Source organism: Natronococcus sp. A-GB7 (assembly GCF_029688865.1).
In the GTDB taxonomy this organism is placed as follows: Archaea; Halobacteriota; Halobacteria; order Halobacteriales; family Natrialbaceae; genus Natronococcus.
In genome coordinates this window covers 149012-171374 of sequence record NZ_JARUKV010000005.1, presented here as the reverse complement: position 1 = coordinate 171374, position 22363 = coordinate 149012, and the positions used below count along the sequence as shown (strand labels likewise).

Below are 22363 nucleotides of genomic sequence, written 5' to 3'. Positions count from 1 at the left end.
ACGGACCGGGACCACAGGAACCCATCGACGGCGGACGTCCGGAAATCCGCGCGGGAAGGACGTACGTTTATCACCGCGCCGACGTTCAGGGAACGTATGCAATCGCTTGACGGAGAGTCCGTCGTCGTGATCGGCGCCGGAGTCGGCGGCCTCTCGACGGCCTGCTATCTGGCCGACGCGGGCGCCGACGTGCGGGTCATCGAGAAGAACGAACAGCTCGGTGGTCGCGCGAGCCGGCTCGAGCGCGACGGGTTCCGGTTCGATATGGGGCCCTCCTGGTACCTGATGCCCGACGTCTTCGAGCGCTTTTTCGAGCACTTCGATCGGACACCGAGCGACTACTACGGGCTGACCCACCTCGACCCCCACTACCGGATCTTCTTCAAAGACGGGGACGAGGTCGACGTCACGCCCGATCTCGAGCGCACCAAGCGGCTCTTCGAGTCCTACGAGGACGGCGCCGGGGAGGCTCTCGAGCGCTACCTCGAGAAATCCCGGGAGAACTACGAGGTCGGGATGGAGCACTTCGTCTACGAGGACCGCTCGAAGCTCCGGGACTATCTGGATATCGACGTCGCCAGACAGGCCCGGGGGCTCTCGCTTCTGGGGTCGATGCAGGGCCACGTCGAGGACTACTTCGATCACCCCAAACTGCAACAGATCATGCAGTACACGCTGGTCTTCCTCGGTGGGTCACCGAAGAACACGCCCGCGCTGTACAACCTGATGAGCCACGTCGATTTCAACCTCGGCGTCTGGTACCCCGAGGACGGGATCGGCGGCGTCATCGACGGGATCACCGAGATGGGCCGAGAGCTGGGCGTCGAGTACGAGACGAACCGCCCCGCGACCGGGATCAAGGGTCGGGAGGGAGCCTTCCTCGTCGAGACCCCGGAGGGGCCGCTACGGCCGGATCTGGTCGTCAGCAACGCCGACTACAACCACACCGACCAGGAGCTGCTGCCGGACGAACGGCAGGGGTACGACGCCGACTACTGGGAGTCGCGCACGTACGCCCCCTCCGCGTTCCTGCTGTACCTGGGCGTCGAGGGCGATGTCGACGAACTGGCCCACCACACCCTCGTCTTGCCGACCGACTGGGAGGAGCACTTCGATCAGATCTTCGAGGACCCAGCCTGGCCCGACGATCCCGCCTACTACTGTTGTGTCCCCTCCGAGACCGACGACGACGTCGCCCCCGACGGCCACAGCGCCCTGTTCGTGCTCGTCCCGATCGCGCCCGGACTCGAGGACACTCCCGAACAGCGGGAGCAGTACCGGGAGCTGGTCCTCGACGACCTCGCCGACCACACCGGCACCGACCTCCGGGACCGGATCGTCCTCGAGGAGCGCTTCTGTATCGAGGACTTCGCGGACCGATACAACAGCTACGAGGGGACGGCCCTGGGGCTGGCCCACACGCTCCGACAGACTGCCCTCTTCCGGCCGCCCCACCGCGCCAAGCGAGTCGAGGGGCTCTACATGGTAGGCGGGGATACGACCCCAGGAATCGGCGTCCCGATGTGTCTCATCAGCGGCGAACTGACGGCCGAGGCGGTGCTCGAGGATCACGGGTGAGCCGGATGCGAGACGTCGCAGGAGGGACACCTCAGTGATGACCGACGACTCGAACTCCGCCGACGCGGTCAGCGCGCACGGGCGTGTCGTCGACGAGCTGTCGTACCTGCTCGTCCTCTCGCGACCACGGTTCTGGCTCTACCTGGCCGGTCCCGTACTCGTCGGGGTGGCCTACGGTGCCTCGTCGGTCGAGGAGCTGTTCGGCGCGGGGGCGGTCGCGCTGTTCGCGTACTTCCTGGTGCCCGCGAACGTCTTCCTCTACGGCGTCAACGACATCTTCGACCGCGACGTCGATGCGGCGAATCCGAAGAAAGAGGAGAGGGAGGTCCGATACCGGGGCCAGCGGACGGTCCCTCCAGCGGTCGCGCTGACGGGTGGGCTCGGGCTCGCGCTCTTCGCTCTCGTGCCGAGAGCCGCCTGGCCCTGGATCGCGGGCTTTCTCGTCCTCGGGGCGGCCTACAGTGCCCCGCCGCCGCGGTTCAAGACGACGCCGCTGCTGGACTCGGTCTCGAACGGCCTCTACATCATGCCGGGAGCAGCGGCCTACGCCGCGGTTGCCGGCTCGCAGCCGCCCGTACTCGCCGTGCTCGGAGGTTGGCTGTGGGCGATGGGAATGCACACCTTTTCGGCGATTCCCGATATCGAACCCGACCGCGAGACTGGGATTCGGACGACGGCGACGGTACTCGGCGAGAAGCGGACCTACGCCTACTGCGGCGCGTGCTGGCTCGCGAGCGCGGGCGCGTTCGCCGCGCTCGATCCTCGTCTCGGCGCGGCGATGGCGGTCTACCCGCTGCTTGTCGTCGCGATCGCGACCTCGAGCGTGGCCGTCGATCGGGCCTACTGGTGGTTCCCGGCGATCAACACGGTCGTCGGTGCAGCGCTGACGATGGGCGCACTCCGGGTGATTTTGCATGGATGAGCTGACGACGGGCCGACCGACCGAGTGGAACCGAGCCGACCTCCAGCGGCAACTCGAGGACGTCATCCGCGAGAACCGGTTTACGATCGCGGTGGTGTTCCCGGCCATCGGCGCGCTCACGCTGGTGGCCAGCGCCGAGGGACTACTGCCGGAGCCGCTGGCGTACAACCCGCTGTTGATCCTCTTCGGGACGGCCGTGATGCGATCGCCGCTGGTCGTCGGCCTCCTCCCGCGGATCGGCTGGTGGGCGGCGGGCTGTCTCGGCGTCCTGACGGCGTACACGTACGCGATCGAGATCGTCGGGGTACGGACCGACTGGCCCTACGGCGCCTTCGAGTACACGATCCAGCTCGGGCCGATGCTGCTCGGCGAGGTACCCCTGGCGCTGCCGCTGTTTTTCATCCCGCTGGTGCTCAACGCCTACCTGCTGACGCTGCTGGTACTCGGCGGACGGGCCGACAGCGCCCTCGTCCGGATTCCGGCAGCGATCGCCGCGGTCGTCGCGATCGACCTCGTGCTCGATCCCGCGGCTGTCGCGATCGGGTTCTGGGCGTTCGAGTCGGGCGCGTACTACGGCGTCCCCGTCTCGAACTACGTCGGCTGGGTGATCTCGGGCACCGTCGCCGTCGTCCTCGTCGATCTCGCCTTCGACCGGGCGGCGCTGCTCGAGCGCGTTCGCTCCTGCGTGTTCATCCTCGACGACCTGGTCAGCTTCGTCCTGCTATGGGGGACGATCAACTTGCTCTACGGCAACTGGATCGCCGCGGGGGTCGCCGGGTTGTTCTGTCTGGGACTGTTCCGGACCGACCGCTACGACCTCGAGATGGTTAGAACGGCGCTCCCGGGCGGGAGCTGATCGGGTCGGCGCGAGAACGGCTTCGGTGTCGGACCGGCTCAGACGAAAACGGCGCTGATCGCCGGTCCGAACAGGATCAGTACGATGATCGCGAGGACCGTCAGGGCCAGCCAGATGGCCAATCCGGTCGCGGCGAAGCGGGCGTTCTCCTGGTCGAGCTTGAGAGGGTCGTGTTGTGTGCTCATGACTCATCGTTCGAGCTTGTGGACAACGAAATCACAGTCCCGATATCGGGGGCATTTAAGTTGTCGGCAGCTGGTGATACGAGTTCGTTCTTCGGAGGAGGGCGTGGAACCCACGGTCAATACAGGTGAAATAGGTAACGGCGCAGTGATCGATTCCTCCGGTAGCTGTCAAGAGATGCCTGCTGAATATAGAGCGAGAGTGCAGCAATACAAATTCATTTGTTTCGGTCTATCTCCGCAAAATCTCCAAACTGACGGTCTCCCACAGTAGTTCGTTACTCTCTTTCGCTCCCTTACAGCATCGTCAGCTTATTCGACCTGGATCTCCCCTCGCATTGTGTCTGGATGTTGCCGACAGACGTATTCGGCCATTTCATCAGTAGCTTCGAATTCGAAGATATCGTCTTCACCGGGGTCGTCGGTGACTTCGGTTTCATGCTCGTCGACGACTTCGTCATCCTCGTCGACGAGTTCGAGATTATGGGACGCACCATCGCCCTGCTCCCAGCCGATCTCGTACTCTTCACCCTCTTCGAGGACGAGCGTGGGATTCTCTTCTCCTTCTATTTCTTCGGGTTCCGCGCCTACCCAACCTGACCTCTCCCCTTCAAATATGATCGTGATACCGGTTTCAATCTCGATTCCATCGTCTGATTCATCATCGGTATCGTCGTCCCCGTCGTGGTGGTCGTCTCCGTCATGATGATCATCGTCATTATGGTGATCGTCGCCAGCCGCGGGCGCAATCATACCGAACGCACCCACTGTGACTACGATAGCTTTCACTACTGTTCGGCGCAAGATGCCGTCATCTGTGGAGGCAGTATCTGTCATTCTCTTTCTCCCGTCCGCTGCTAAGCTCTCAGCCGGGGAATGCACGTCAACATACTATATATAATTCGTCCGTACCGCCTGACTAAATCCCACTCTAACTACGGATCAAAACACGATACATTCGCGCTCTGTATTCAGCACGGCTCTTTCACCATCTCTATTAGCTGATCGAAGAGGTGGCATTAGGTTTGCACTTGCAGGTATCACGCAATCCGGCTGATTTTGGGAGTGGCTCCGAGTACTGAAACCGCACTGCTATCGCGTCGGGACGCGGTCGCCGTGCTCCGGGCCGCGTCGATCCGGCTCGAGGGCTGGGATCGCGGACACCCGGGCGAACACCGCCTCGGGATCGCGGTTCCAGTGCCAGTGCCAGCGGGTCTTCGCGAGGCACTTGAGCTTGCGTCCCGTCGACAGCGACGGCTCCGACGAGAGCACGTCGTACTCCTCGTTGCGGATCACCGCGTGGTGTTCGGCGTACAGTACCGCCGCGAGCAACACCGGGAGCTGGCAGTCCTCGGGGAGATAGCGGATGCCGGCGACCCCCTCCCTGTATAGGTCCTCGGTTCGTCGCATCTCCTCGGCCATCGCGTCGCGGAACGACTCGGAGTACTCGAGGCGCTCGACCTGGCTCTCCGGAACGTCGTGGGCTCGAAGCGTCTCCAGGGGGAGGTAGATTCGGTCGCGCTCGAGGATGTCCTCGCGGACGTCCCGCAGGAAGTTCGTCATCTGAAACGCCTCGCCGAGTTTGACCGCGTGGGGGAGAGCCGTCTCGGGCTCGTCGGGCTCCATAATCGCGGTCATCATCACACCCACGGAGGCTGCCGAGCCCCGCATATACCCCTCGAGGTCGGCGTAGGTCTCGTACCGGTCGGTGTCGATGTCCGACTCCATCGCATCGAGGAAGGTGACGATCTCCTCGTCCTCGATTCCGTAGCGCTCGCAGAGTTCGCGAAACGCCTCGAGGACCGGATCGTCGGGCTCGGCGCGACCGAGGGCCTGTGCGCGGAGGGACTCGAGTTCGGCGCGCTGGTCGGCCGCCGGGACGTCCGCAGCGTCGTCGACGATCTCGTCTGCAATACGAAAGAACGCGTACAGAACGTGCGTCGCGTTGCGGACTCGCTCTGGAAGAAACCGCGTCGCGAGATAGAACGTCCTGCCGGTCCGCTTCTGGATCGCCTTGCCCGCGTCGATATGTTCCTGTTGCATTTGCGACTCCGTTCGTCCGACAGCTCCCGCCTCCACGGCGCTCCCGGACGACGAACAGGAATGGCTATACGTGAGATGCGTATAAAACTGCTAGCCCTCACAGGGCTGGGGTTCGGAATCGAAGGGTGTCGAAAGCGGAGGATGCTGCCGGCTCGAGCGGAGACTACTGCTCGTGGCTCCCCTCGAGGAGTTCGTCCGCGAGCATCGGGATGAACGCTCCGATGTCGGTGACCATCCCGATCGCCTGGGCACTACCCCGATCCAGTAGCTGGGTGACGGTCGCGGGGTTGATGTCGACGCAGACGGTCTTCGTGGTCGAGGGAAGGCAGTTGCCGACGGCCACGGAGTGCAACAGCGTCGAGAGCATGAGCACGAGATCGGCCTCCTGGGCCTGCTCGCGGATCGCGTCCTGGGCCTCGATCGAGTCGGTGATCGTGTCGGGCAGCGGGCCGTCGTCACGGATCGAGCCCGCGAGCACGTAGGGGACGCCGTTCTGGACGCACTCGTACATCACGCCCTCGTCGACGACCCCCTCCGCGACCGCTTCCTCGATTCCGCCCAGGCGGGCGATCTCGCTGATCGTGTAGATGTGGTGCTTGTGGCCCTTCCGGGGGTGCTCGAGGCTCTCCGTATCGACGCCCAGCGAGGTGCCGTACAGATCGCGCTCGAGGTCGTGGACGGCGAACCCGTTGCCCGCGCTGATCGCGTCGACGTAGCCCGCCCGGACGAGGGCGGCCAGCGCGTCCCGCCCGCCCGAGTGGACGATCGCCGGGCCACAGACCGCGAGGACGGTTCCGTCGTTGGCGTTGACCTCGCGCATCTCGTCGGCGATCTCCTCGATGAGCGACGCCGAGGGGCGCTCGCTCGAGACCCCGCCCTGCATGAACCCGAACGAGCCGCCACCGCCGTTGCGGGGGCGCTCGGGCGGGTCGACTCTGATCCCGGTTTCGCCGGTGACGACGAGGTCGCCCGCGTCGATCGCGTTCAACACCTTCGTCCGAACCCGCACCCCCTCCTCGCGGTCGACGACCAGCGCGCAGTCCATCTCGACGCCCTCGACGTCGTGCCACTCGCCGTCGACGCGGACGGCCGTCGGGTGGTTCGTCGTCGAGTAGAAGTCGACCGGGACGATTCCGTCTCCGGGCGCGGCCTCGAGGGTCGCGTCCCGAGGATCGGCTACGGTCGCCCCCTGCTGGTTGAGTTCGTGGAGGATCGCCCGCAACTCCCCCTCGGTGTCGGCCATCACCCGCATCCGGCAGTAGGTCTCGGCGTGTTTGTGTCGGCCGACGTCGAACTCCTCGACCTCGAACTCCCCGCCCATATCCATCACGGCCCCGAAACAGGCCCCCATCGTCCCCGAGTCGATGATGTGTCCCTCGAGCTCCACGGTTCGCGCGACTGTCATTGCCGTCCCGTTGGCGAGCGGGGACCGTCAATCTGTGCGTCTCGGCTCGCGAGCGAGTCAGCCCGGGATCAAGCTATATGGGACTCCCTCACGTACGGTACCGTATGGCATCCACACTCGGCAAGTCGCGGTGTCGAAGCTGCGGGTTCGAGGCGCCCGGCGGCGACGACGCCTGGGTCCGACTCGAGGTCCCGAAGCTCGGTCGGATGACCCAGTGTCCGGACTGCGGGAGCACAGACGTTATGACTCATCGGTGAGGGAGACAGACTCTTGGCCCTCACCATCCTACGGGGCCGTATGAGTAACGAACCCGACGTGCCGACCGACGAGGGGGAGTGGCAAGAGGAACTCACCGAGGAGCAGTACCGCATCCTCCGCGAGGCCGGCACCGAGGCGCCGTTCAGCGGGGAGTACGTCGACCACAAGGCGGACGGCAGCTACGCCTGCGTGGGCTGCGGTACTACCCTGTTCGACTCGGAGACGAAGTTCGACTCGGGCTGCGGGTGGCCGAGCTTCTCGGACGTCGACGACGACCGCGTCGAGACCCGTCCCGACAACAGCCACGGGATGCGACGGACGGAGGTCCTGTGTGCGAACTGCGGGGGCCACCTCGGGCACGTCTTCGACGACGGCCCCGAGCCGACGGGCAAGCGCTACTGCATCAACTCGGCGGTGCTCGAGTTCGACGGCGAGTAGCCCGAAGCGGGCGACGTCGCCCCGTAAACGGAGGGCCCGAAGCGAATGCAGGCACTACCCTTTTCGAACGCACGCTCCCACCACCGTCTATGTCGAGCGAACGCCCAACCGCCGAGGAGCTGCGACAGGGACTGACCGTCGAAATCGTACAGGAAGACCAGGACGTCCACTCCGAGGACACCGAGCCGCTGATCGGCGAGGTCGGCACCGTCTACGAGGACACCCCCGACGGGCCGCGCGTCGAACTGCAAAGCGGCGTCGTCGGCCACGTCCAGTCGATCGCCCCCGACGAGTAACTCTCGACGCTGTTTTACCTCGGGCCGCTCGAGTTCGTCCCGAGTAGTCGATGAGAGGATCACGCTGGCTCGAAGTGGGCCGTCACGTCGCCGCCGTCGCCAGACAGCGACAGATCAGCGTCAAGTCGGCGGGACTGGCCTACCACGCGTTCAACACGCTGGTCCCGCTCGTTATCCTCGTGCTCGTGGGCGCGACGCTCGTCGACGCCCTCGAGCCGATCCTCGAGGGCGTCGCCGAGACGTTCGGCCTCGAGGACGCGCTGGCCGACGCGGATCTCGAAGAGATCGCCGGCGACCGCGGCGACCGGATCCGCGCGGCGTTGCTCGCGCTCGCGATCTTGCTGTGGAGCGCAGCCCGTGCGTTTCAGGCGATAAACAGTGCGTTTACCGGTATCTACGGCTCTCGAGAGCACCAGTCGTACGTGGGGAGCGTAACGACCGTAACCCTCGTGACCGCGGTCAACACCCTGCTCGCGACGGTCACGATCGCGCTGGGAGTCGTCCTCGTGGGCGTCGTCGGGATCAGCCTCCCGGTCCAGGCGGGCGGGCTGCCAGCGGCGATCGCGAGTTCGATCGGGCTCCTCATCACCCTCCCGCTGGTCTTTTTCCCGATGTACTACCTGTTCCCGCAGACCGACGTCTCGGTGCGGGAGGTGTTGCCGGGGACGGCGTTCGCCGCCGTTACCTGGGCGGCGCTGGCGGTCGGCTTTCGGATCTACATCGCGACCTCCGAGAGCGTCGTCCTGTTCGGGATCGCCGGCGCCATCCTGCTGATCCTGACGTGGGTCTACCTCGGCGCGCTCTGTCTGCTGGTCGGCGCTATTATAAACGCGGTGCTCGCCGGCCGCGTCGATCCCGACGAGGAGTGGCTGCCACCGGAGGAACTCGAGCTCCCCGATCGCTGATCGCCGATCACGTCACCGATAGCGTCCCGCGCTCACACGCCGCTCCGACGGCGACCGACCACTCGTGGGTGCCCCGTCCGAGGCGCGTTCCCGCGTAGCTCGCGTACGCGTCGGCGCTCTCCCCGGGAGCCAGCGTCGGCGTCTCGAGTTCGTCCTCGACGCAGCCGACCTCGAGGGCGATCGGCGTCGACACGGTCTCCTCGCCGCGGTTGCCCACCGTAATCAGGAACTCGGCGCGTCCCTTCGGAGCGGGAATCGACCCCGGGAGCGAGACGGATAGCTCGAGCGCGGGCGCGGCGGTGGCGGGGTCGTCGACGGACTCGCGGCCCGACTCCTCGTCGGATCCCTCGAGCTCGTCACCGGACTCGTCGACCCGGCCCTCTTCGTCCGCCCCTTCGGCGTCCGTTCCGTTATCGTTCGAGTCCGCGTCGGCTCCGTCGTCGGCGTCCTCGTCGCCAGTGCCGACGGCGCTGATCGCGCTGCCGGCGACCAGCGCGAATCCGCCCGCGATCACGCTCCGTCGATACGGCTCTATCATACACGGCACATCTCAACTACCGCATATCAGTATCCAGTTAATACAGATGATTGGGATTAATAGAACAATTCACATAGGTTCGGAACCGAACACCAGTTCGGTTCCGCCCCGCCGAACCGCGTAAAACATCGTGAAACGAGTGAAACGGCCCGAATCGTTCCCGCGCTATCGGTCGGTTCCGCGAACCGCGGCGCGTATCGTCCGCGCTCACCGCGACCCGATCCCGTCGAGCGCCTCGAGGTCGTCGACGTCGTCGTGGGCGCGAACGGCGACGCTCACTTCGGACGGCTCTCGATCCTCGACGGTAACCACGAGGCGCGTGTCCGGCTCTACGGGGTCGGACCGTGAACGGCTGTCAGTTCGTCGGACCGATACGTTCTCACCGACGGGGACCGAAGCGACGACGAATGGCTTCCGTACGGACCCGCGGCGATTCACGGCTCCTCGTCGCCGAGACCGGCGCCGAGACGCCGATCGAGGATCGCGCTCGTGAACTCGAGCCGGGCGAGGTGCGCTCGGCTCCCGACGTCGGAACCGCACTCGAGACGTTGTCGGCGACCGAGATCGACTGCGTCGTTACCGCACAGCGACTCGACGGCGCGACGGGGCTCGAACTGCTCGAGCGCGTCCGCGAGCGCGATCCGGTGGTGCCGGTCGTGCTCGTTCCCGAGGCGGGCGACGAGGGGCTCGCGAGCGCGTCGGTCGCCGCGGGGGTGACCGAGTACCTCCCCCGTCGCGACGTCGACGACCTCGAGGCGACGATCGACCGCGCGCTCTCGACGGGAACCGCCGAGCGCCGACGTCGCGAGCGAGCCCGGCAGTTCGAGTCGATCTTCGCGGATCCCGACGCTTACTCGTGGATCCTCGAGCCCGACGGCCGGATCCGTCGAGCCAACGAGGTCGCACTCGGGGCGCTCGACGCCGGCCCCGAGGAACTCGAGGGGCGTTCGTTCTCGTCGCTGGCGTGGTGGGACCCCGACGGAGCGATCCGCGAGGCGATCGATCGCGCGGCGGCGGGAACGATCGCCCGCCGGGAGCTCGAGGTGACCCTCGACGCCGAGGGCGATGCGGAGCCCCGTACCCTCGACGTCACGGTGCGGCCGGTTCGGGACGAGAGCGGCGCCGTCGTTTCGCTGTTCGCCCGCGCGGTCGACGTCACCGAGCGCGTCCGCCTCGAGACCGAACTCCGTCGATCCGAGGAGCTCCACCGGGTAACGCTCAACCATATGACCGACACCGTCCTCATCACCGACGAGGAGGGGCGGTTCACCTACGTCTGTCCGAACGTCCACTTCATCTTCGGCTACACGGACGAAGAGATCCACGAGATGGGGACGATCGACGAGCTCCTGGAGCCCGATCTGTTCGACAGGGAGGAGCTCGCCGCCGAGGGGGTGCTGACGAACATCGAGTGTACGGCGACCGACAGGGCCGGCCGGGAACACAGCCTGCTGGTCAACGTCCGCGAGGTGTCGATCCAGGACGGCACGATGCTCTACAGCTGTCGGGACATCACCACCCGGAAGCGCCGCGAGGAGGCGCTGACGGCGCTGCACGGCACCGCCCGCGAGCTGCTGTATGCCGAGACCGAGCCCGAGATTGCCGACCGGATCGTCGCCGACGCGACCGACGTCCTCGACCTCGATGCCAGCGCGGCGCTGCGGTTCGACACCGACGAGAACGTGTTGCGGCCGGTGGCGGCCTCGCCGGGGATGGATCGGCTGCACGGTCCGCTTCCGACCAGGCGGGCGAACGACGACAGCATCACCGGACAGGTCTTTCTCGCCGGCGAGGCCCAGTTCTTCGCCGACGTTCGGGAGTCGCCGACGCTGTCGGATCCGACCACGGAGCTGCGGTCGGTGGGGTTCGTTCCGCTGGGCGATCACGGCGTTTTCGTCGTCGGCTCGCCCGAGGTCGGGGCCTTCGACGAGGTCTCGCGGGAGCTGACCGAGCTGCTCGCGGCGACCGCGGAGGCCGCCCTCGACCGGGTCGAACGGGAGCGACGTCTGCGCGACCGAGACCGGGAGCTCAAGCGACGGAACCGCCAGCTCACCCGCCTCAACCGGATGAACGAGATCATCCGGGAGATCGACGCCGCGCTGGTCGGCGCCGAGACCCGCGAGGAGATCGAACGCGCCGTCTGCGAGCGGCTGACGGCGGCCGAACGGTTCGCGTTCGCCTGGATCGGGACGGCCGACGCCGCCGGCGAAGTCCTCGAGTCGAACGCCCACGACGGCAGCGGTCGGGGCCGGGAGTACCTCGACACCGTCTCGCTCTCGCTCGCCGAACCGACCGAACCCGCGGCGCGGACGGCGGCCAGCCGGGCGGTGACCGTCGTCCCGAACGTCGTCGAGAACCTTCACGACGAGCCGTGGCGACGAGCCGCCCTCTCGCGGGACTACCAGTCGGCCATCAGCGTGCCGCTGGCCTACGACGAGTTCACTTACGGCGTGCTGACCGTCTACGCCGATCGACCCGACGCGTTCGACGACACCACCCGCGCGGTGCTCGCGGAACTCGGGGAGACCATCGCTGCCGCGATCGCCGCGGTCGAGCGCAAGCGAGCGCTGCTGTCGGACTCGCGGACCCGACTCGAGTTCGACGTCGCCGACGAGGAGTTCGTCTTCGCGCGTCTGGCCCGCCAGCTCGACTGCGTGCTCTCGTTCGACGGCGGCGTTCGCCAACACGAGGGGACGGTAGCGGTGTTCGTCACCGTCGACGGCGCTCCCGCGGCCGACGTCGCGGCGGCCGCAACCGATCTCGTCGCCGTCGAAAGCGCCCAGGCCGTCGGCGACGGCGACGGATCGACGGTGCTGCTCGAGCTCTCGCGGCCGTTCCTGGCGCTTCGGCTCGCCGACCACGGGATCGTCCTCCACCGACTCGAGGCCACGCCGGAGACCGCGCGACTGGTCGTCGACGTGCCGGGCAGCGTCGATCCCGCCGCCAGCGCCGACGTCGTCGCGAACGTCTTCTCCGCCGTCGAGCTTCGCTCGAAGCGCACCGTCGATCGAACGGCGCCGCGGGACCTGCGCTCGGAGCTGCTCGAGCGACTGACCGATCGCCAGCTCGAGGTGGTCCAGATGGCCTACTACGGCGGCTACTTCGAGTCGCCCCGAGAGCGCTCCGGGGCGGAGATCGCCGAGACGCTCGGCATCTCCTCGGCGGCGTTCTACCGCCACGTGCGGCGGGTACAGCGAACGCTCTTTACCGTGTTATTCGAGGAGATCGGCCTTCCGGCGGCGCCATCTGTAGGGGTTGAATAGTGAACCCCAACCGAGGTGAGGGGCTAGCTATCTGACGAACACGCTCATCCTAATATCCCTTTTATTGTTAGTATACGAGCTCGATCGAACCGCTCGTCACACCACTCATGAAGGACGTCAAACTCGATCCGAACGAGGAATCGACATACGAGTGTTTCGACTGCGGGACCGTCGTCGTCAGCGCGACGGCCCCCGGGAGCTGCCCCAGCTGCGGCGCGGACATGCGAAACCGAGGGACACCGCTCGAGTGAGCGACGGGACCGCTACCGGTCCTCGAGGTATTCGACCGCCTCCTCGTCGGTGACCTGGCCGAACTCCCGGTAGAACTGGCCGACGGCCCGGAAGTTCCCCGGAGCGACGAGCGCGATCACCGCGTCGGCTTCCGACTCGAGGTCGGCGACAGTGTCGGGCGAGCCGACCGGAACCGCGAGGACGACCCGTTCAGCGTCGGCCTCGCGGATCTGTCGCAGACAGGCGATCGCGGTCGCCCCAGTTGCGACCCCGTCGTCGACGACGACGACTCGTTTTCCCGCGAGTTCGGGCAGGGGTTCTCCCCCTCTGTAGCGATCGGCTTTCTCCCGCGCGTTCGTCGCTTCCCGCTCGCGGACGTCCTCGAGGTACGACTCCGGGACGCCGAGGCGATCGACGAGGTCGTCGTTCAGCCAGACGCTGCCGTCGCTTGCGACCGCGCCGATCGCGAGTTCGGGGTTCGACGGTGCACCGAGCTTCCGGGCGACGACGACGCCGAGATCGGCCTCGAGGGCGTCCGCGACGGGTCGCGCAACCGGGAGCGCGCCGCGGGGGATTCCGAGGACGACGTCGGCCTCGACCCCACGATCCTCGAGTTCGGCCGCGAGTCGGTCGCCGGCGTCGGATCGATTCGCGAACATAGCTGTTCTACGACGCCGACGTACTATGGCTTGTCGTCACACACGCTGACCGGTACGCCGGCGACCGGGAGACGCCTGCCGAACGGCTACCCCGCTGCCGACGAACGGTGAGGTATGGGACGACTGCAGCGGACGCTCTCGAACATTAGCGAGGAATCGGGGACGGACAACGGCTGCGTCGGCATCGTCGCCGGCGGCGTCGACTACCCGAACCAGCCAGCGGTCGTCGGTCGGGCCGCGCTCCGAACCGGCTCCGATCACGTTCGGACGGTGGTCACCGAGGAGATCTACGAGATCGTCGCGAGCCACGATCCGAACCTGCTCGCCAGCAAGTACGAGGGCGAGCGGTTCGACGCCGTCGCCGTCGAGCGCGTCGTCGAGGTCAGTGAGTGGGCCGACGCGATGGTGATCGGCCCCGGCTTCGCCGACGCCGAACCCGACGCGGTTCGCGAGGCGATCGATCGGATCGACGTCCCGATCGTCGTCGACGCGATCGCGATCGAACCCGCGCTCGAGGCCGATCTCTCGAACGCGATACTGACGCCCAACGAGTCGGAAGAGGACGCGATCACCGACGCCTACGACTCCCTCGAGGCGTTCACCAGGGAAACCGGCGCCGTCCTCACGTTCACCGGAGACACCGACGAGATCGTCGCCCACGGCGAACGGATGGAAAACCGGACCGGAACGTCGGCGCTGACCGTCGCCGGAACGGGCGACACGCTAGCGGGGATCACCGCCTCGCTGCTGGGACAGGGCTCCGACCGCGAGGAAGCCGCCGAGCTCGGCGCGTGGATCCTCGGGAAGAGCGGCGAACTCGCGACCGCCGAAAAAGGTCCCGGCGTCCTCGCGACCGACGTCATCGAGAAGATTCCGGATACGATCCGCTGATCGACTCGTTCGGAAGCAGGCTTTTGCCGTCCCGTCCTCGAGTCGAGGACGTCATGCTCGATCCGCAGGAGTCCGAAGAGATCGCTCACCCGTTGGTCGCAGCCGTCTACGACACCGTCGTTCCCGACCGACTGCTGTTCAGGAGCCACCGGGAGTACCTGACCGCGGAGCTCTCGGGTCGCGTCCTCGATATCGGGGCCGGTACCGGAGCGAACTTCCCGTACGTCGCCGACGGGAGCGACGAGATCGACTACGAGGCGATCGAGCCCGATCCACACATGCGCCGACAGGCCGCCGAGAAGGCCCGCGAGGTCGGCTGCGAGGTCACCCTGCGGGACGCCCGCGCCGAGTCGCTGCCGTACGCCGACGACAGCGTCGACGTCGTCCTCTCGAGTCTCGTCTTCTGTACGATCGCCGACCCCGACCGCGCGCTCGAGGAGGTCGCCCGCGTGCTGAAGCCGGGCGGCGAACTGCGCTTTCTCGAGCACGTCCGGGCCGACGGCTGGCGGGCGACGGGCCAGGAGCTGCTGAACCCGCTCTGGAGCCGTGCGGCGGGCGGTTGTCAGCTCACCCGAGACACCGTCGAACGGTTCGTCTGCGACGACGCCTTCGCCGTCGAGAGTCTCGAGCGCGTCGGGGTGGGGATCTTTCCCGCGACGCCGATCGTCCGCGGCACGCTTTCCCGGCGCCGCGGCGGCCTCTGTGGCTGACTCCGGGCCAGCTTTATTGCGACGGAACCCGGCCGTAGAGCCATGACCGACGACAGGCTGCGGATGACGCCGGGGCCTACCGAGGTTCCCGAGCCGGTCCGGCAGGCGATGGGGGAACCGACGCCGAATCCGGATCTCGAACCCGAGTTCTTCGAGTTCTACCGCTCGCTGACCGACAAGCTCGAGACCGTCTACCGGGCGGGCAACGAAACGGGGGGCGACGACCGGGACGTCGTCGTCCTCGGGGGCGAGGGGATCCTCGGACTCGAGGCCGCGGTCGCCTCGCTGGTTGGTCCCGGGGACCGCGTGCTCTGTCTCTCGAACGGGCTCTACGGCGACGGCTTCACCGACTTCGTCGAGAACTACGGCGGCGAGGCGGTGATCAGCGAGGTTCCGTGGCACGACACCCTCGACGGCAACGTCGTTGCGAACGTCCTCGACAGGGACGGCGAGTTCGACGTCGCGACGATGGTCCACTGCGAGACGCCGACCGGGTCGCTGAACGACCTCGAGGGGATCCTCGACGTCCTCGCGGACCACGACGTGCTCTCGATCGTCGACGCGGTCTCCTCGGTAGGCGGGACGCCGGTGCCGACCGGGAAGATCGACGTCTGTCTCGGCGCGAGCCAGAAGTGTCTCAGCGCGCCCCCAGGGCTGACAACCTGCGCCGTCAGCGACCCGGCCTGGAGGCGCATGGAGTCGGTCAACAACCCCTCGCTGTACGCCGACCTCGAGCCCTGGCGGACGGCCGCCGACGAGGAGTGGTTCCCCTACACCCACCTCGCCTCGAACCTGTACGGGCTCGACGCCGCCGTCGACCTGCTGCTCGAGGAGGGTCTCGAGGACGTCTTCGCGCGCCACGAGGCGGCCGCGTCGGCGTGTCGATCCCGCGCGGCCGACCTCGGTCTCGAGCCGTACCCGACCAGCGAGGCCGACTGCTCGCCGACCGTCACCGCGCTCGCGGTCGAGGGCCGGGCGACGGAACTCCAGCAGGCGGTCCTCGAGGAGCACGACATCCTGCTGGCGACGGGGCTTGGCGACCTCGAGGACGACGTTCTTCGAGTCGGCCACATGGGTCACAACGCACGAATCGATCGTGTCGAACGGACGATGGACGCCCTCGCGGACGTCCTCGGCTGACGGGTCGGCGGACACCGAACCCGGAGCCTGCAGGTGGAACCGTTTCCTCGGAACCGCCGCTATACCTACGCATGGACGAACCCGACAAGGAGCCGACGGAGAAACCGACAAACGACAGGGAGGAAGCCGAACGGGAGGGGAAGTGGATGGCTCGCAACTGGATCGGCATCGCCGTCGTCTCGATCCTCGCGTTGCTCGTGCTCGCTGTCGGTATGATGCAGGCGACCGGTCTCGTGGACGTCTTCGCGCCCGTTGCCGACTCCGAGACCGGACAGTGGGCCGCCTTCGGCGTGCTCGCACTGATCGTACTCGCGCTGGGCGGTTGGAGCTGGCGCGCGATCGTGAGCTAACCCCGACTCTTCTCCCGGCCGCGGATCTGATATGACGTTCCATGACACGCTGACGCCGGACAGAAACCCGTTTAGGCGTCGCCGCACCAGACCACGCAATGAGTTATCGGATCGGACTCGTCGGCAAACCCTCCGTCGGCAAGTCCTCCTTCTTCAACGCTGCGACGATGAACGACGTCCCCGAGGGGGCCTACCCGTTCACGACCATCGACCCGAGCGTCGGCGAGGCGTACGTCCGCGTCGAATGTGCCGCCCCGGAGTTCGACGAGGAGTGTACGCCGTCGGTCGGCTACTGCGACGACGGGACGCGGTTCGTCCCGACGAAGCTCGTCGACGTCGCCGGGCTGATCCCCGGCGCCCACGAGGGCAACGGGCTCGGCAACCAGTTTCTCACCGACCTCAACGAGACCGACGTGCTGGTCCACGTCGTCGACTTCTCCGGCGAAACCGACCTCGAGGGCGAACCCACCGAGGGCCACGACCCCCGCGACGATATCGACTTCTTAGAGGAGGAGCTCGACCAGTGGTACCTCGGCATCCTCGAGAAGGGGATCAACAGGTACGAGTCGGGGTATACGACCGAGGACGACGCGATCGAGGAGGAACTCGCCGAGCAGATGAGCGCGTTCAAGACCAACGAGGACGAGATCAAGCGCCTGATCCGACGGATCGGGATCGGCTTCGAGCCCGCCGAGTGGGACGCCGACGACAGGCTCGCGCTCGCCCGCGAGATCCGCACGGAGACCAAGCCGATGCTGATCGCGGCGAACAAGATGGACACGCCGGAAGCGCAGGAAAACTACGAGGAGATCACGAGCGATCCCGACTACGACCACCTGACGATCGTCCCCTGTAGCGCCCACGCCGAGAAGGCCCTGAAGTCCGCCGACAAGGCCGGCGTCGTCGACTACCGACCCGGCGACGACGAGTTCGAAATCACGGGCGATATCTCGAGCGAGCAGGAACAGGGCCTCGAGGAGATCCGCGACTTCCTCGATCAGTACGGCGCGACCGGGGTCCAGGCCGCCCTCGAGACGGCGCTGTTCGACGTCCTCGGCGTCGTCCCGGTGTTCCCGGGTGGCGCCAACGGTCTGGGCAACGAGCGCGGCGAGGTGCTGCCCGACTGCTACCTGATCCCGCCGGCCTCGACCGCCGAGGAGTTCGCCTACAGCCTCCACTCCGATATCGGCGACGGTTTCCTCCACGCCATCGACTGTCGGTCGAACCGCCAGCTCGGCAAGGACTACGCGGTCGAATCGCGGGACGTCCTCGAGGTCATCACGACCAACTGATCAGCGACCCCAGGCGAGCCGATCGCCGATCGAGCCGAGCCTGTCGGCGACCCCCGAGAGCCGGGCGCCCGGCGAGAGACGCCTGAGCTCGTCCTCGTCGACCTCGATGCGCGCCTCGCCGTAGGGGTCGCGCTCGGCACGCTCCTCATCGTCGCGGTCGGCGTTTGCCGCCTCGAGCGCGGTCGAGACCCCGCAGCGACCGCAGGACTCGCGTTCCTTGGCCATACGCGAGAGTCGGGCTCGAGCGACTAAAGCGTACTCGCTCGCCGAGTCCGTGCCGACGGACTTTTGCTCTCGGCGTGGTAGCTCCAACCATGGATACCGACGGGCCGCCGGAGCCCGACCTCGAGGAGCCGTCGGGCGAGCGCTCGGCGGAGGTTCCCGACTGGGACGACGAGTACGTCGACCGGGTGAGCGACCGGCTGTTGCACAACTACGACCTCGAGAAGGCGTATCGGGTCGACGGCGAGCGATTCACGCTGTACGGTCGGATGGAGCTGCGGAGTCAGAAACACTTCCTCCACCCCTCGATCTCGATCGGCGAGCACGGCTCGACCGAGCACCTGTTCGTGCGGCGTCTCGAGTCCGTCGACGAGCGGGCGCTCGATCGGTTCGTCGACCTCGGCGAGGGTCTGGCCGAGGAGTGGATCGACACCGACGAGGAACACTTCTCGACGGACTTCACGTTCGTCGCTATCGCACCGTCGATTCCTGACGACGTCCGCGAGCGCATCGACGACTTCGACGGTCGAACCCTCCTGAAGTTCGGCTACAACGGCCACTACGAGATCAACCTCGTCGCCGTCGCGCCCGACGACGAGGAGCTGGTCGCAAGCGAGAACGCCGACGTCGCGACCGCCTTCCGCCTCTGGGAGCCGATCGAGTACGAGGAGCCGGGTTTTCTGGATCTGCTCTCGAGGCGGCTACAGCTGTAGTCTGCTATCACCGCCCCCGATTTCACCAGTCTTCGAGCGCGGCTGCTGTCCGGATTCGAGGCCGAAAAAGTCGCGAGCCGGCGCTCAGTCGTCGTCGGCGCCGACGTCTGCCGCGACGCCGTCGTCGGCGTCCTCGAGCGCCTGCAGGTTGTCGTAGCCGATCTTGAACAGCGACAACGCGAGCCCGATGAGGATCGCGATGAGGACCAGCTGTACGACCGCCGACGCCTGCCCGAGCAGCCCCGTCTCGGCTTCGGCGGTGATACCGAGCAGCCGACCAGCGAGGATCTGGTAGAGACCGACCCAGCTGAGACCGGCCACCGTGATGACTCCCATCAGCGCCATCGGACCGCCGGTCGAGATCAGCTGTTTGGACCGGTCCCAGTTTGCGAGCCAAACGGTGCCGGTCAGCAGCGCCAGCGACGCCAGCAGCTGGTTCGCGCCGCCGAACAGCGTCCAGAGGTCCTCCCATCGACCGCTACCGAGCAGGAAGAACGCGACGACCGCGATGATCGACGTGTTGACGTAGCGGTTCGCCGCGTACTCCTCGACCTGGGTCTCCGGCGTGCCGACGATCTCCTCGACCATGTATCGCCCCAGTCGGACGGCCGTGTCCATGCTCGTCAGCAGGAAGCTCGCGAGCACGAGCGCCATAAAGGGCGCGGCGTACTGGAAGGGGATCCCCAGGGTAGTGAGGATCGCGCCGCCACCGGTCGCGAAGTTCGGCAACGCGAGTCCGATCCCGCCGTCGGCGGCGGGGATCGCCATGACCGCCACGGCACAGAGCGCGACCGCAGCCAGCAGTCCCTCCGCCAGCATGCCGCCGTAGCCGATCAGCTTGGCGTCGCTTTCCTTGTTCAGCTGCTTCGAGGTCGTCCCCGAGGAAACCAGCGAGTGGAAGCCGCTGATGGTTCCACACGCGATAGTGAGGAAGAGTAGCGGGAACAGCGGCATCAGCGGGATGAGCCCCTCGGCCGCGAGGGGACCGCCTTCACCGAAGAAGCCGTACCAGGCGCCGATCGCGATGTCGAGGTCCAGTTGCGCGCCCGTCTCGGGATGGACCGCGTCGGTCCCCATCCCCGTTATCAGGGTGCCGACGATAACCGCCAGCAGTCCCCCGCCGACCCCGGTGTACAGCAGGAACGACGAGAGGTAGTCGCGGGGCTGGAGCAACATCCACACCGGCAGGACGCTCGCGGCGCCGCCGTAGACGAGCATCACCAGCACCCAGGCGCCGATGTTGGTACTCTCGAGCAGCGCCGGGATAATCGCCGGTGCCGAATCGAGCAACACGATCGTTCCGTCGGGGTAAGCGCCGGCCTCGGCGGGCGGCACGAGCGCGAGCGGATACTGGATGCCGATCCAGACCGACGCGAAGACGCCCGAAACGAAGACTACCGTCCCGACCGAGAACGGCAGCCCGAGCTGGTAGAGCCAGACACCGAACAGCAACGCGAGCGTGATGTAGATGATGCTCGCGGTCGCGGCCTGGGGATAGGCGTCCAGCACGACCCCGATGACCAGCGCGAACACCGCCACCACCAGGATCGTCAGCAGGAACGCGAACCACAGCAGCATGTTCTTTCCGCGTTCGCCGACGTACTGACCGATGATGTAGCCGATCGACTTCCCCTCGTGTCGCAGGCTGCTCGACAGCGAGACGAAGTCGTGGACCGCCCCCATCAGCGGGTTGCCGATCGCGACCCACAGCACGGCCGGAAGCCAGCCCCAGATCAGCGCAGCTGTGATCGGTCCAACCACGGGTGCACCGCCCGCGATACTCGAATAGTGATGCCCCAACAGCACCGGCTTCTTCGCCGGTACGTACTCCTGTCCGTCTCGATACTTGTGTGCTGGCGTCTCTCGACTGTCGTCGAGCCCCACGAACTGCGACAGGTACCGCCCGTACACGATGTACGAGACGGTAAACGTCGTCAGCACCAGTGCCACGATCCAAATTACACCTACCATGGTATCCTTTCTCGGACGGGTGGTTGCGGGGAGGCACTATAAATATAATTCATTGAGTTCAGATCGCGCACGACGGCAGCAAATTGCGACACATTTGTGAAGTATTTATTCCGAAGAAGGTGGGTAATCCGACACGTGGGCGGCGAAAGCGGGTCGCCGGCCCCCACCAGCACCCCTCACTCGGTTCGCGCGCGCTCGCTCGCACTCGCGTCGACGTCGATCTCGAGGTCGGCCGCGACGTCCTCGAGCAGGCTTCCCCGCACCTCCTCGACGCGGGTCTCGATGGTGGCCACCACGGGCGGCGCGAGTTCCCCCTCGATGCGCTCGAGGCGATCGCGTTCGGTCGCCACCCGCTGGCGCAGATAGCGTGCGCCCCGCCCCTCTTCGTCGGGGTCGGGCTCGGGTGTCAGCCGGTTGACTACGAGTCCGCGAACCGGTAGCTCCGCCTCGCCGAGGGTCTCGAGCGAGCGCTCGGTCTCCCGGATCGAGAGCTCGTCGGGGTTCATCACCAGGTAGAAGCCGGCGTTCTCGCGCAGGGTCTTGCCCGCGAACTCGAAGCGCTCCTTGCGCTCTCGCAGCCGGGCGAGGATCGGATCGCCATCCATCACCCGCCGTGGCTCCTGGTTGCCGATCGCGGCCTTCTCGTAGAGGTCGATACTGCGCTCGCGTTTGTCCATCAACCGCTCGATCCAGCGCTCGAGTAACTCCGGCAGGGCGAGCAGTCGCAGCGTCGACCCCGTCGGCGAGGTGTCGAAGACGACCCGGTCGTAGGGCTCGGCCGACCGCATCACGTCGACGAACCGATCGAACAGCGCGGCCTCGTAGGCCCCCGGCGTCTGATGAGCCATCTCGAGTTGGACGTCCACCTCGTTGACCATCGCCGCCGACAGCTGCGAGTTTAGCTGGCGTTTCAGCCCCTGCAGGTGGTCCTGTACCTCCTGTTCGGGATCGATCTCGAGCGCCGAGAGCCCGTCGTACCCCTCCACCGGGCGGGGCTCGTCGCCGAACTCCTGGTCGAAGACGTCGGCCGTGCTGTGGGCCGGGTCTGTCGAGACGACGAGCGTCTCGAGTCCCGCGTTCACGCACTCGAGGGCGTACGCGCTCGAGACGGTCGTCTTGCCGACCCCGCCCTTCCCGCCGAAGAAGACGAACTCCGTCATCAGAAGTGGTACTGGTGGCCCTTGCGCTCGATCACCGACCCCCGGTCCCAGAGCCGTCGCTCCCAAGCCTCGTACTCGTCCTCGAGGTAGGGCAACAGCTCGGCCGTGTAGTACGACACCGGGCTCGGGATACCGAAGGCGTCGGGGAAACACGCCAGCATGAACGCATCCTCCTGGTCCTCGGCCTCGGCCTCGACCTTCTCGTAGGCGGGGTGAGTGATCATCCCGTGGTAGAGTCCCCGGAGCCACTCCTCGAGGGTTTCTCGGAACCGCGCGATCCGCTCGGCGAGCGTCATTGTCGATGATCCTCGGGGCTCGAGGCTAAAAGGTGTCGTGCTCT

25 protein-coding genes are annotated in these 22363 nt (G+C 66.6%); 15 read left to right on the top strand and 10 right to left on the bottom strand.

What is annotated here, in order from left to right; translation table 11 throughout:
- The first annotated feature begins 96 nt into the window (after nucleotides 1–96).
- The 3 genes from crtI to cruF are packed head-to-tail and all read left to right on the top strand — an operon-like array spanning nucleotide 97 to nucleotide 3356.
- Nucleotides 97–1578: a phytoene desaturase family protein gene (gene crtI / locus QA609_RS06645; RefSeq protein ID WP_278301804.1), complete on the top strand. Its 1482-nt coding sequence runs from the start codon at nucleotides 97–99 to the stop codon at nucleotides 1576–1578.
- A gap of 37 nt (nucleotides 1579–1615) precedes the next feature.
- On the top strand, nucleotides 1616–2500 hold the full coding sequence (locus tag QA609_RS06640; protein ID WP_278301803.1) for a prenyltransferase: 885 nt from the start codon (nucleotides 1616–1618) through the stop codon (nucleotides 2498–2500).
- Nucleotides 2493–3356 (top strand): bisanhydrobacterioruberin hydratase, encoded by an 864-nt coding sequence (cruF, locus tag QA609_RS06635; RefSeq protein WP_278301802.1) that lies wholly within the window; start codon nucleotides 2493–2495, stop codon nucleotides 3354–3356. Before QA609_RS06640 ends, cruF begins: the two co-directional genes overlap by 8 nt.
- A 38-nt stretch (nucleotides 3357–3394) precedes the next feature.
- Here cruF and QA609_RS06630 read toward each other — a convergent pair whose 3' ends face one another.
- The 4 genes from QA609_RS06630 to QA609_RS06615 all read right to left on the bottom strand — a co-directional run bounded on the left by QA609_RS06630 (nucleotide 3395) and on the right by QA609_RS06615 (nucleotide 6986).
- Nucleotides 3395–3541 carry a hypothetical protein gene (locus QA609_RS06630; protein ID WP_278301801.1) on the bottom strand — a complete coding sequence of 49 codons (147 nt, stop codon included), beginning with the start codon at nucleotides 3539–3541 and terminating at the stop codon, nucleotides 3395–3397.
- A 309-nt stretch (nucleotides 3542–3850) separates the two neighbouring features.
- On the bottom strand, nucleotides 3851–4375 hold the full coding sequence (locus QA609_RS06625) for a plastocyanin/azurin family copper-binding protein (protein WP_278301800.1): 525 nt from the start codon (nucleotides 4373–4375) through the stop codon (nucleotides 3851–3853).
- A 255-nt stretch (nucleotides 4376–4630) separates the two neighbouring features.
- Complete coding sequence (locus QA609_RS06620; RefSeq protein ID WP_278301799.1) at nucleotides 4631–5581, bottom strand: phytoene/squalene synthase family protein; 951 nt, start codon at nucleotides 5579–5581, stop codon at nucleotides 4631–4633.
- A gap of 163 nt (nucleotides 5582–5744) precedes the next feature.
- Nucleotides 5745–6986 carry a TIGR00300 family protein gene (locus tag QA609_RS06615; protein ID WP_278301798.1) on the bottom strand — a complete coding sequence of 414 codons (1242 nt, stop codon included), beginning with the start codon at nucleotides 6984–6986 and terminating at the stop codon, nucleotides 5745–5747.
- 104 nt (nucleotides 6987–7090) lie between these two features.
- Here QA609_RS06615 and QA609_RS06610 point away from each other — a divergent pair, with 104 nt between their 5' ends.
- The 4 genes from QA609_RS06610 (at nucleotide 7091) to QA609_RS06595 (ending at nucleotide 8883) form a co-directional block, all read left to right on the top strand.
- Nucleotides 7091–7243, top strand: a complete 153-nt coding sequence (locus QA609_RS06610) for a hypothetical protein (protein WP_278293091.1) — start codon at nucleotides 7091–7093, stop codon at nucleotides 7241–7243.
- A gap of 40 nt (nucleotides 7244–7283) precedes the next feature.
- Nucleotides 7284–7682 (top strand): peptide-methionine (R)-S-oxide reductase MsrB, encoded by a 399-nt coding sequence (msrB, locus tag QA609_RS06605; RefSeq protein ID WP_278301797.1) that lies wholly within the window; start codon nucleotides 7284–7286, stop codon nucleotides 7680–7682.
- A gap of 89 nt (nucleotides 7683–7771) precedes the next feature.
- A complete protein-coding gene (locus QA609_RS06600; RefSeq protein WP_278301795.1) occupies nucleotides 7772–7978 on the top strand; it encodes a YwbE family protein in 207 nt (68 codons plus the stop codon).
- A 50-nt stretch (nucleotides 7979–8028) separates the two neighbouring features.
- Complete coding sequence (locus QA609_RS06595; RefSeq protein WP_278301794.1) at nucleotides 8029–8883, top strand: YhjD/YihY/BrkB family envelope integrity protein; 855 nt, start codon at nucleotides 8029–8031, stop codon at nucleotides 8881–8883.
- A 7-nt stretch (nucleotides 8884–8890) separates the two neighbouring features.
- Here the strand turns inward: QA609_RS06595 and QA609_RS06590 are convergent, their stop codons facing one another.
- Entirely contained in the window at nucleotides 8891–9421 is a 531-nt protein-coding gene (locus QA609_RS06590) for a hypothetical protein (RefSeq protein ID WP_278301793.1), read from the bottom strand.
- A 407-nt stretch (nucleotides 9422–9828) separates the two neighbouring features.
- Here QA609_RS06590 and QA609_RS06585 point away from each other — a divergent pair, with 407 nt between their 5' ends.
- Nucleotides 9829–12684 carry a bacterio-opsin activator domain-containing protein gene (locus QA609_RS06585; RefSeq protein ID WP_278301792.1) on the top strand — a complete coding sequence of 952 codons (2856 nt, stop codon included), beginning with the start codon at nucleotides 9829–9831 and terminating at the stop codon, nucleotides 12682–12684.
- 107 nt (nucleotides 12685–12791) lie between these two features.
- Nucleotides 12792–12935: a rubrerythrin-like domain-containing protein gene (locus tag QA609_RS06580; RefSeq protein ID WP_005556561.1), complete on the top strand. Its 144-nt coding sequence runs from the start codon at nucleotides 12792–12794 to the stop codon at nucleotides 12933–12935.
- A gap of 12 nt (nucleotides 12936–12947) precedes the next feature.
- Here QA609_RS06580 and QA609_RS06575 read toward each other — a convergent pair whose 3' ends face one another.
- The gene (locus QA609_RS06575; RefSeq protein WP_278301791.1) at nucleotides 12948–13574 is read right to left on the bottom strand and encodes a phosphoribosyltransferase family protein; all 627 of its coding nucleotides are present in this window, start codon (nucleotides 13572–13574) and stop codon (nucleotides 12948–12950) included.
- A gap of 114 nt (nucleotides 13575–13688) precedes the next feature.
- Here QA609_RS06575 and QA609_RS06570 point away from each other — a divergent pair, with 114 nt between their 5' ends.
- The 5 genes from QA609_RS06570 (at nucleotide 13689) to QA609_RS06550 (ending at nucleotide 17957) form a co-directional block, all read left to right on the top strand.
- A complete protein-coding gene (locus tag QA609_RS06570; protein WP_278301790.1) occupies nucleotides 13689–14465 on the top strand; it encodes an NAD(P)H-hydrate dehydratase in 777 nt (258 codons plus the stop codon).
- 53 nt (nucleotides 14466–14518) lie between these two features.
- Nucleotides 14519–15175 (top strand): class I SAM-dependent methyltransferase, encoded by a 657-nt coding sequence (locus tag QA609_RS06565; protein WP_278301789.1) that lies wholly within the window; start codon nucleotides 14519–14521, stop codon nucleotides 15173–15175.
- 42 nt (nucleotides 15176–15217) lie between these two features.
- Nucleotides 15218–16315 carry an alanine--glyoxylate aminotransferase family protein gene (locus QA609_RS06560; protein WP_278301788.1) on the top strand — a complete coding sequence of 366 codons (1098 nt, stop codon included), beginning with the start codon at nucleotides 15218–15220 and terminating at the stop codon, nucleotides 16313–16315.
- Between the two features lie 71 nt (nucleotides 16316–16386).
- A complete protein-coding gene (locus QA609_RS06555) occupies nucleotides 16387–16665 on the top strand; it encodes a hypothetical protein (protein WP_278301787.1) in 279 nt (92 codons plus the stop codon).
- Between the two features lie 98 nt (nucleotides 16666–16763).
- The gene (locus tag QA609_RS06550; protein ID WP_278301786.1) at nucleotides 16764–17957 is read left to right on the top strand and encodes a redox-regulated ATPase YchF; all 1194 of its coding nucleotides are present in this window, start codon (nucleotides 16764–16766) and stop codon (nucleotides 17955–17957) included.
- On the opposite strand, the gene QA609_RS06545 is transcribed toward QA609_RS06550, so the two are convergent.
- Complete coding sequence (locus QA609_RS06545; RefSeq protein ID WP_278301785.1) at nucleotides 17958–18182, bottom strand: hypothetical protein; 225 nt, start codon at nucleotides 18180–18182, stop codon at nucleotides 17958–17960.
- An 89-nt stretch (nucleotides 18183–18271) separates the two neighbouring features.
- On the opposite strand from QA609_RS06545, the gene QA609_RS06540 reads away from it, so the two are divergent.
- Nucleotides 18272–18892, top strand: a complete 621-nt coding sequence (locus tag QA609_RS06540; protein ID WP_278301784.1) for a hypothetical protein — start codon at nucleotides 18272–18274, stop codon at nucleotides 18890–18892.
- Nucleotides 18893–18976: 84 nt separating this feature from the next.
- On the opposite strand, the gene QA609_RS06535 is transcribed toward QA609_RS06540, so the two are convergent.
- The 3 genes from QA609_RS06535 to QA609_RS06525 all read right to left on the bottom strand — a co-directional run bounded on the left by QA609_RS06535 (nucleotide 18977) and on the right by QA609_RS06525 (nucleotide 22319).
- A complete protein-coding gene (locus QA609_RS06535; RefSeq protein ID WP_278301783.1) occupies nucleotides 18977–20863 on the bottom strand; it encodes a carbon starvation CstA family protein in 1887 nt (628 codons plus the stop codon).
- A 176-nt stretch (nucleotides 20864–21039) separates the two neighbouring features.
- Complete coding sequence (locus tag QA609_RS06530) at nucleotides 21040–22023, bottom strand: ArsA family ATPase (protein ID WP_278301782.1); 984 nt, start codon at nucleotides 22021–22023, stop codon at nucleotides 21040–21042.
- Nucleotides 22023–22319 (bottom strand): hypothetical protein, encoded by a 297-nt coding sequence (locus tag QA609_RS06525; RefSeq protein WP_278301781.1) that lies wholly within the window; start codon nucleotides 22317–22319, stop codon nucleotides 22023–22025. The genes QA609_RS06530 and QA609_RS06525 overlap by 1 nt, the downstream gene beginning before the upstream one ends.
- Nucleotides 22320–22363 lie beyond the last annotated feature (44 nt).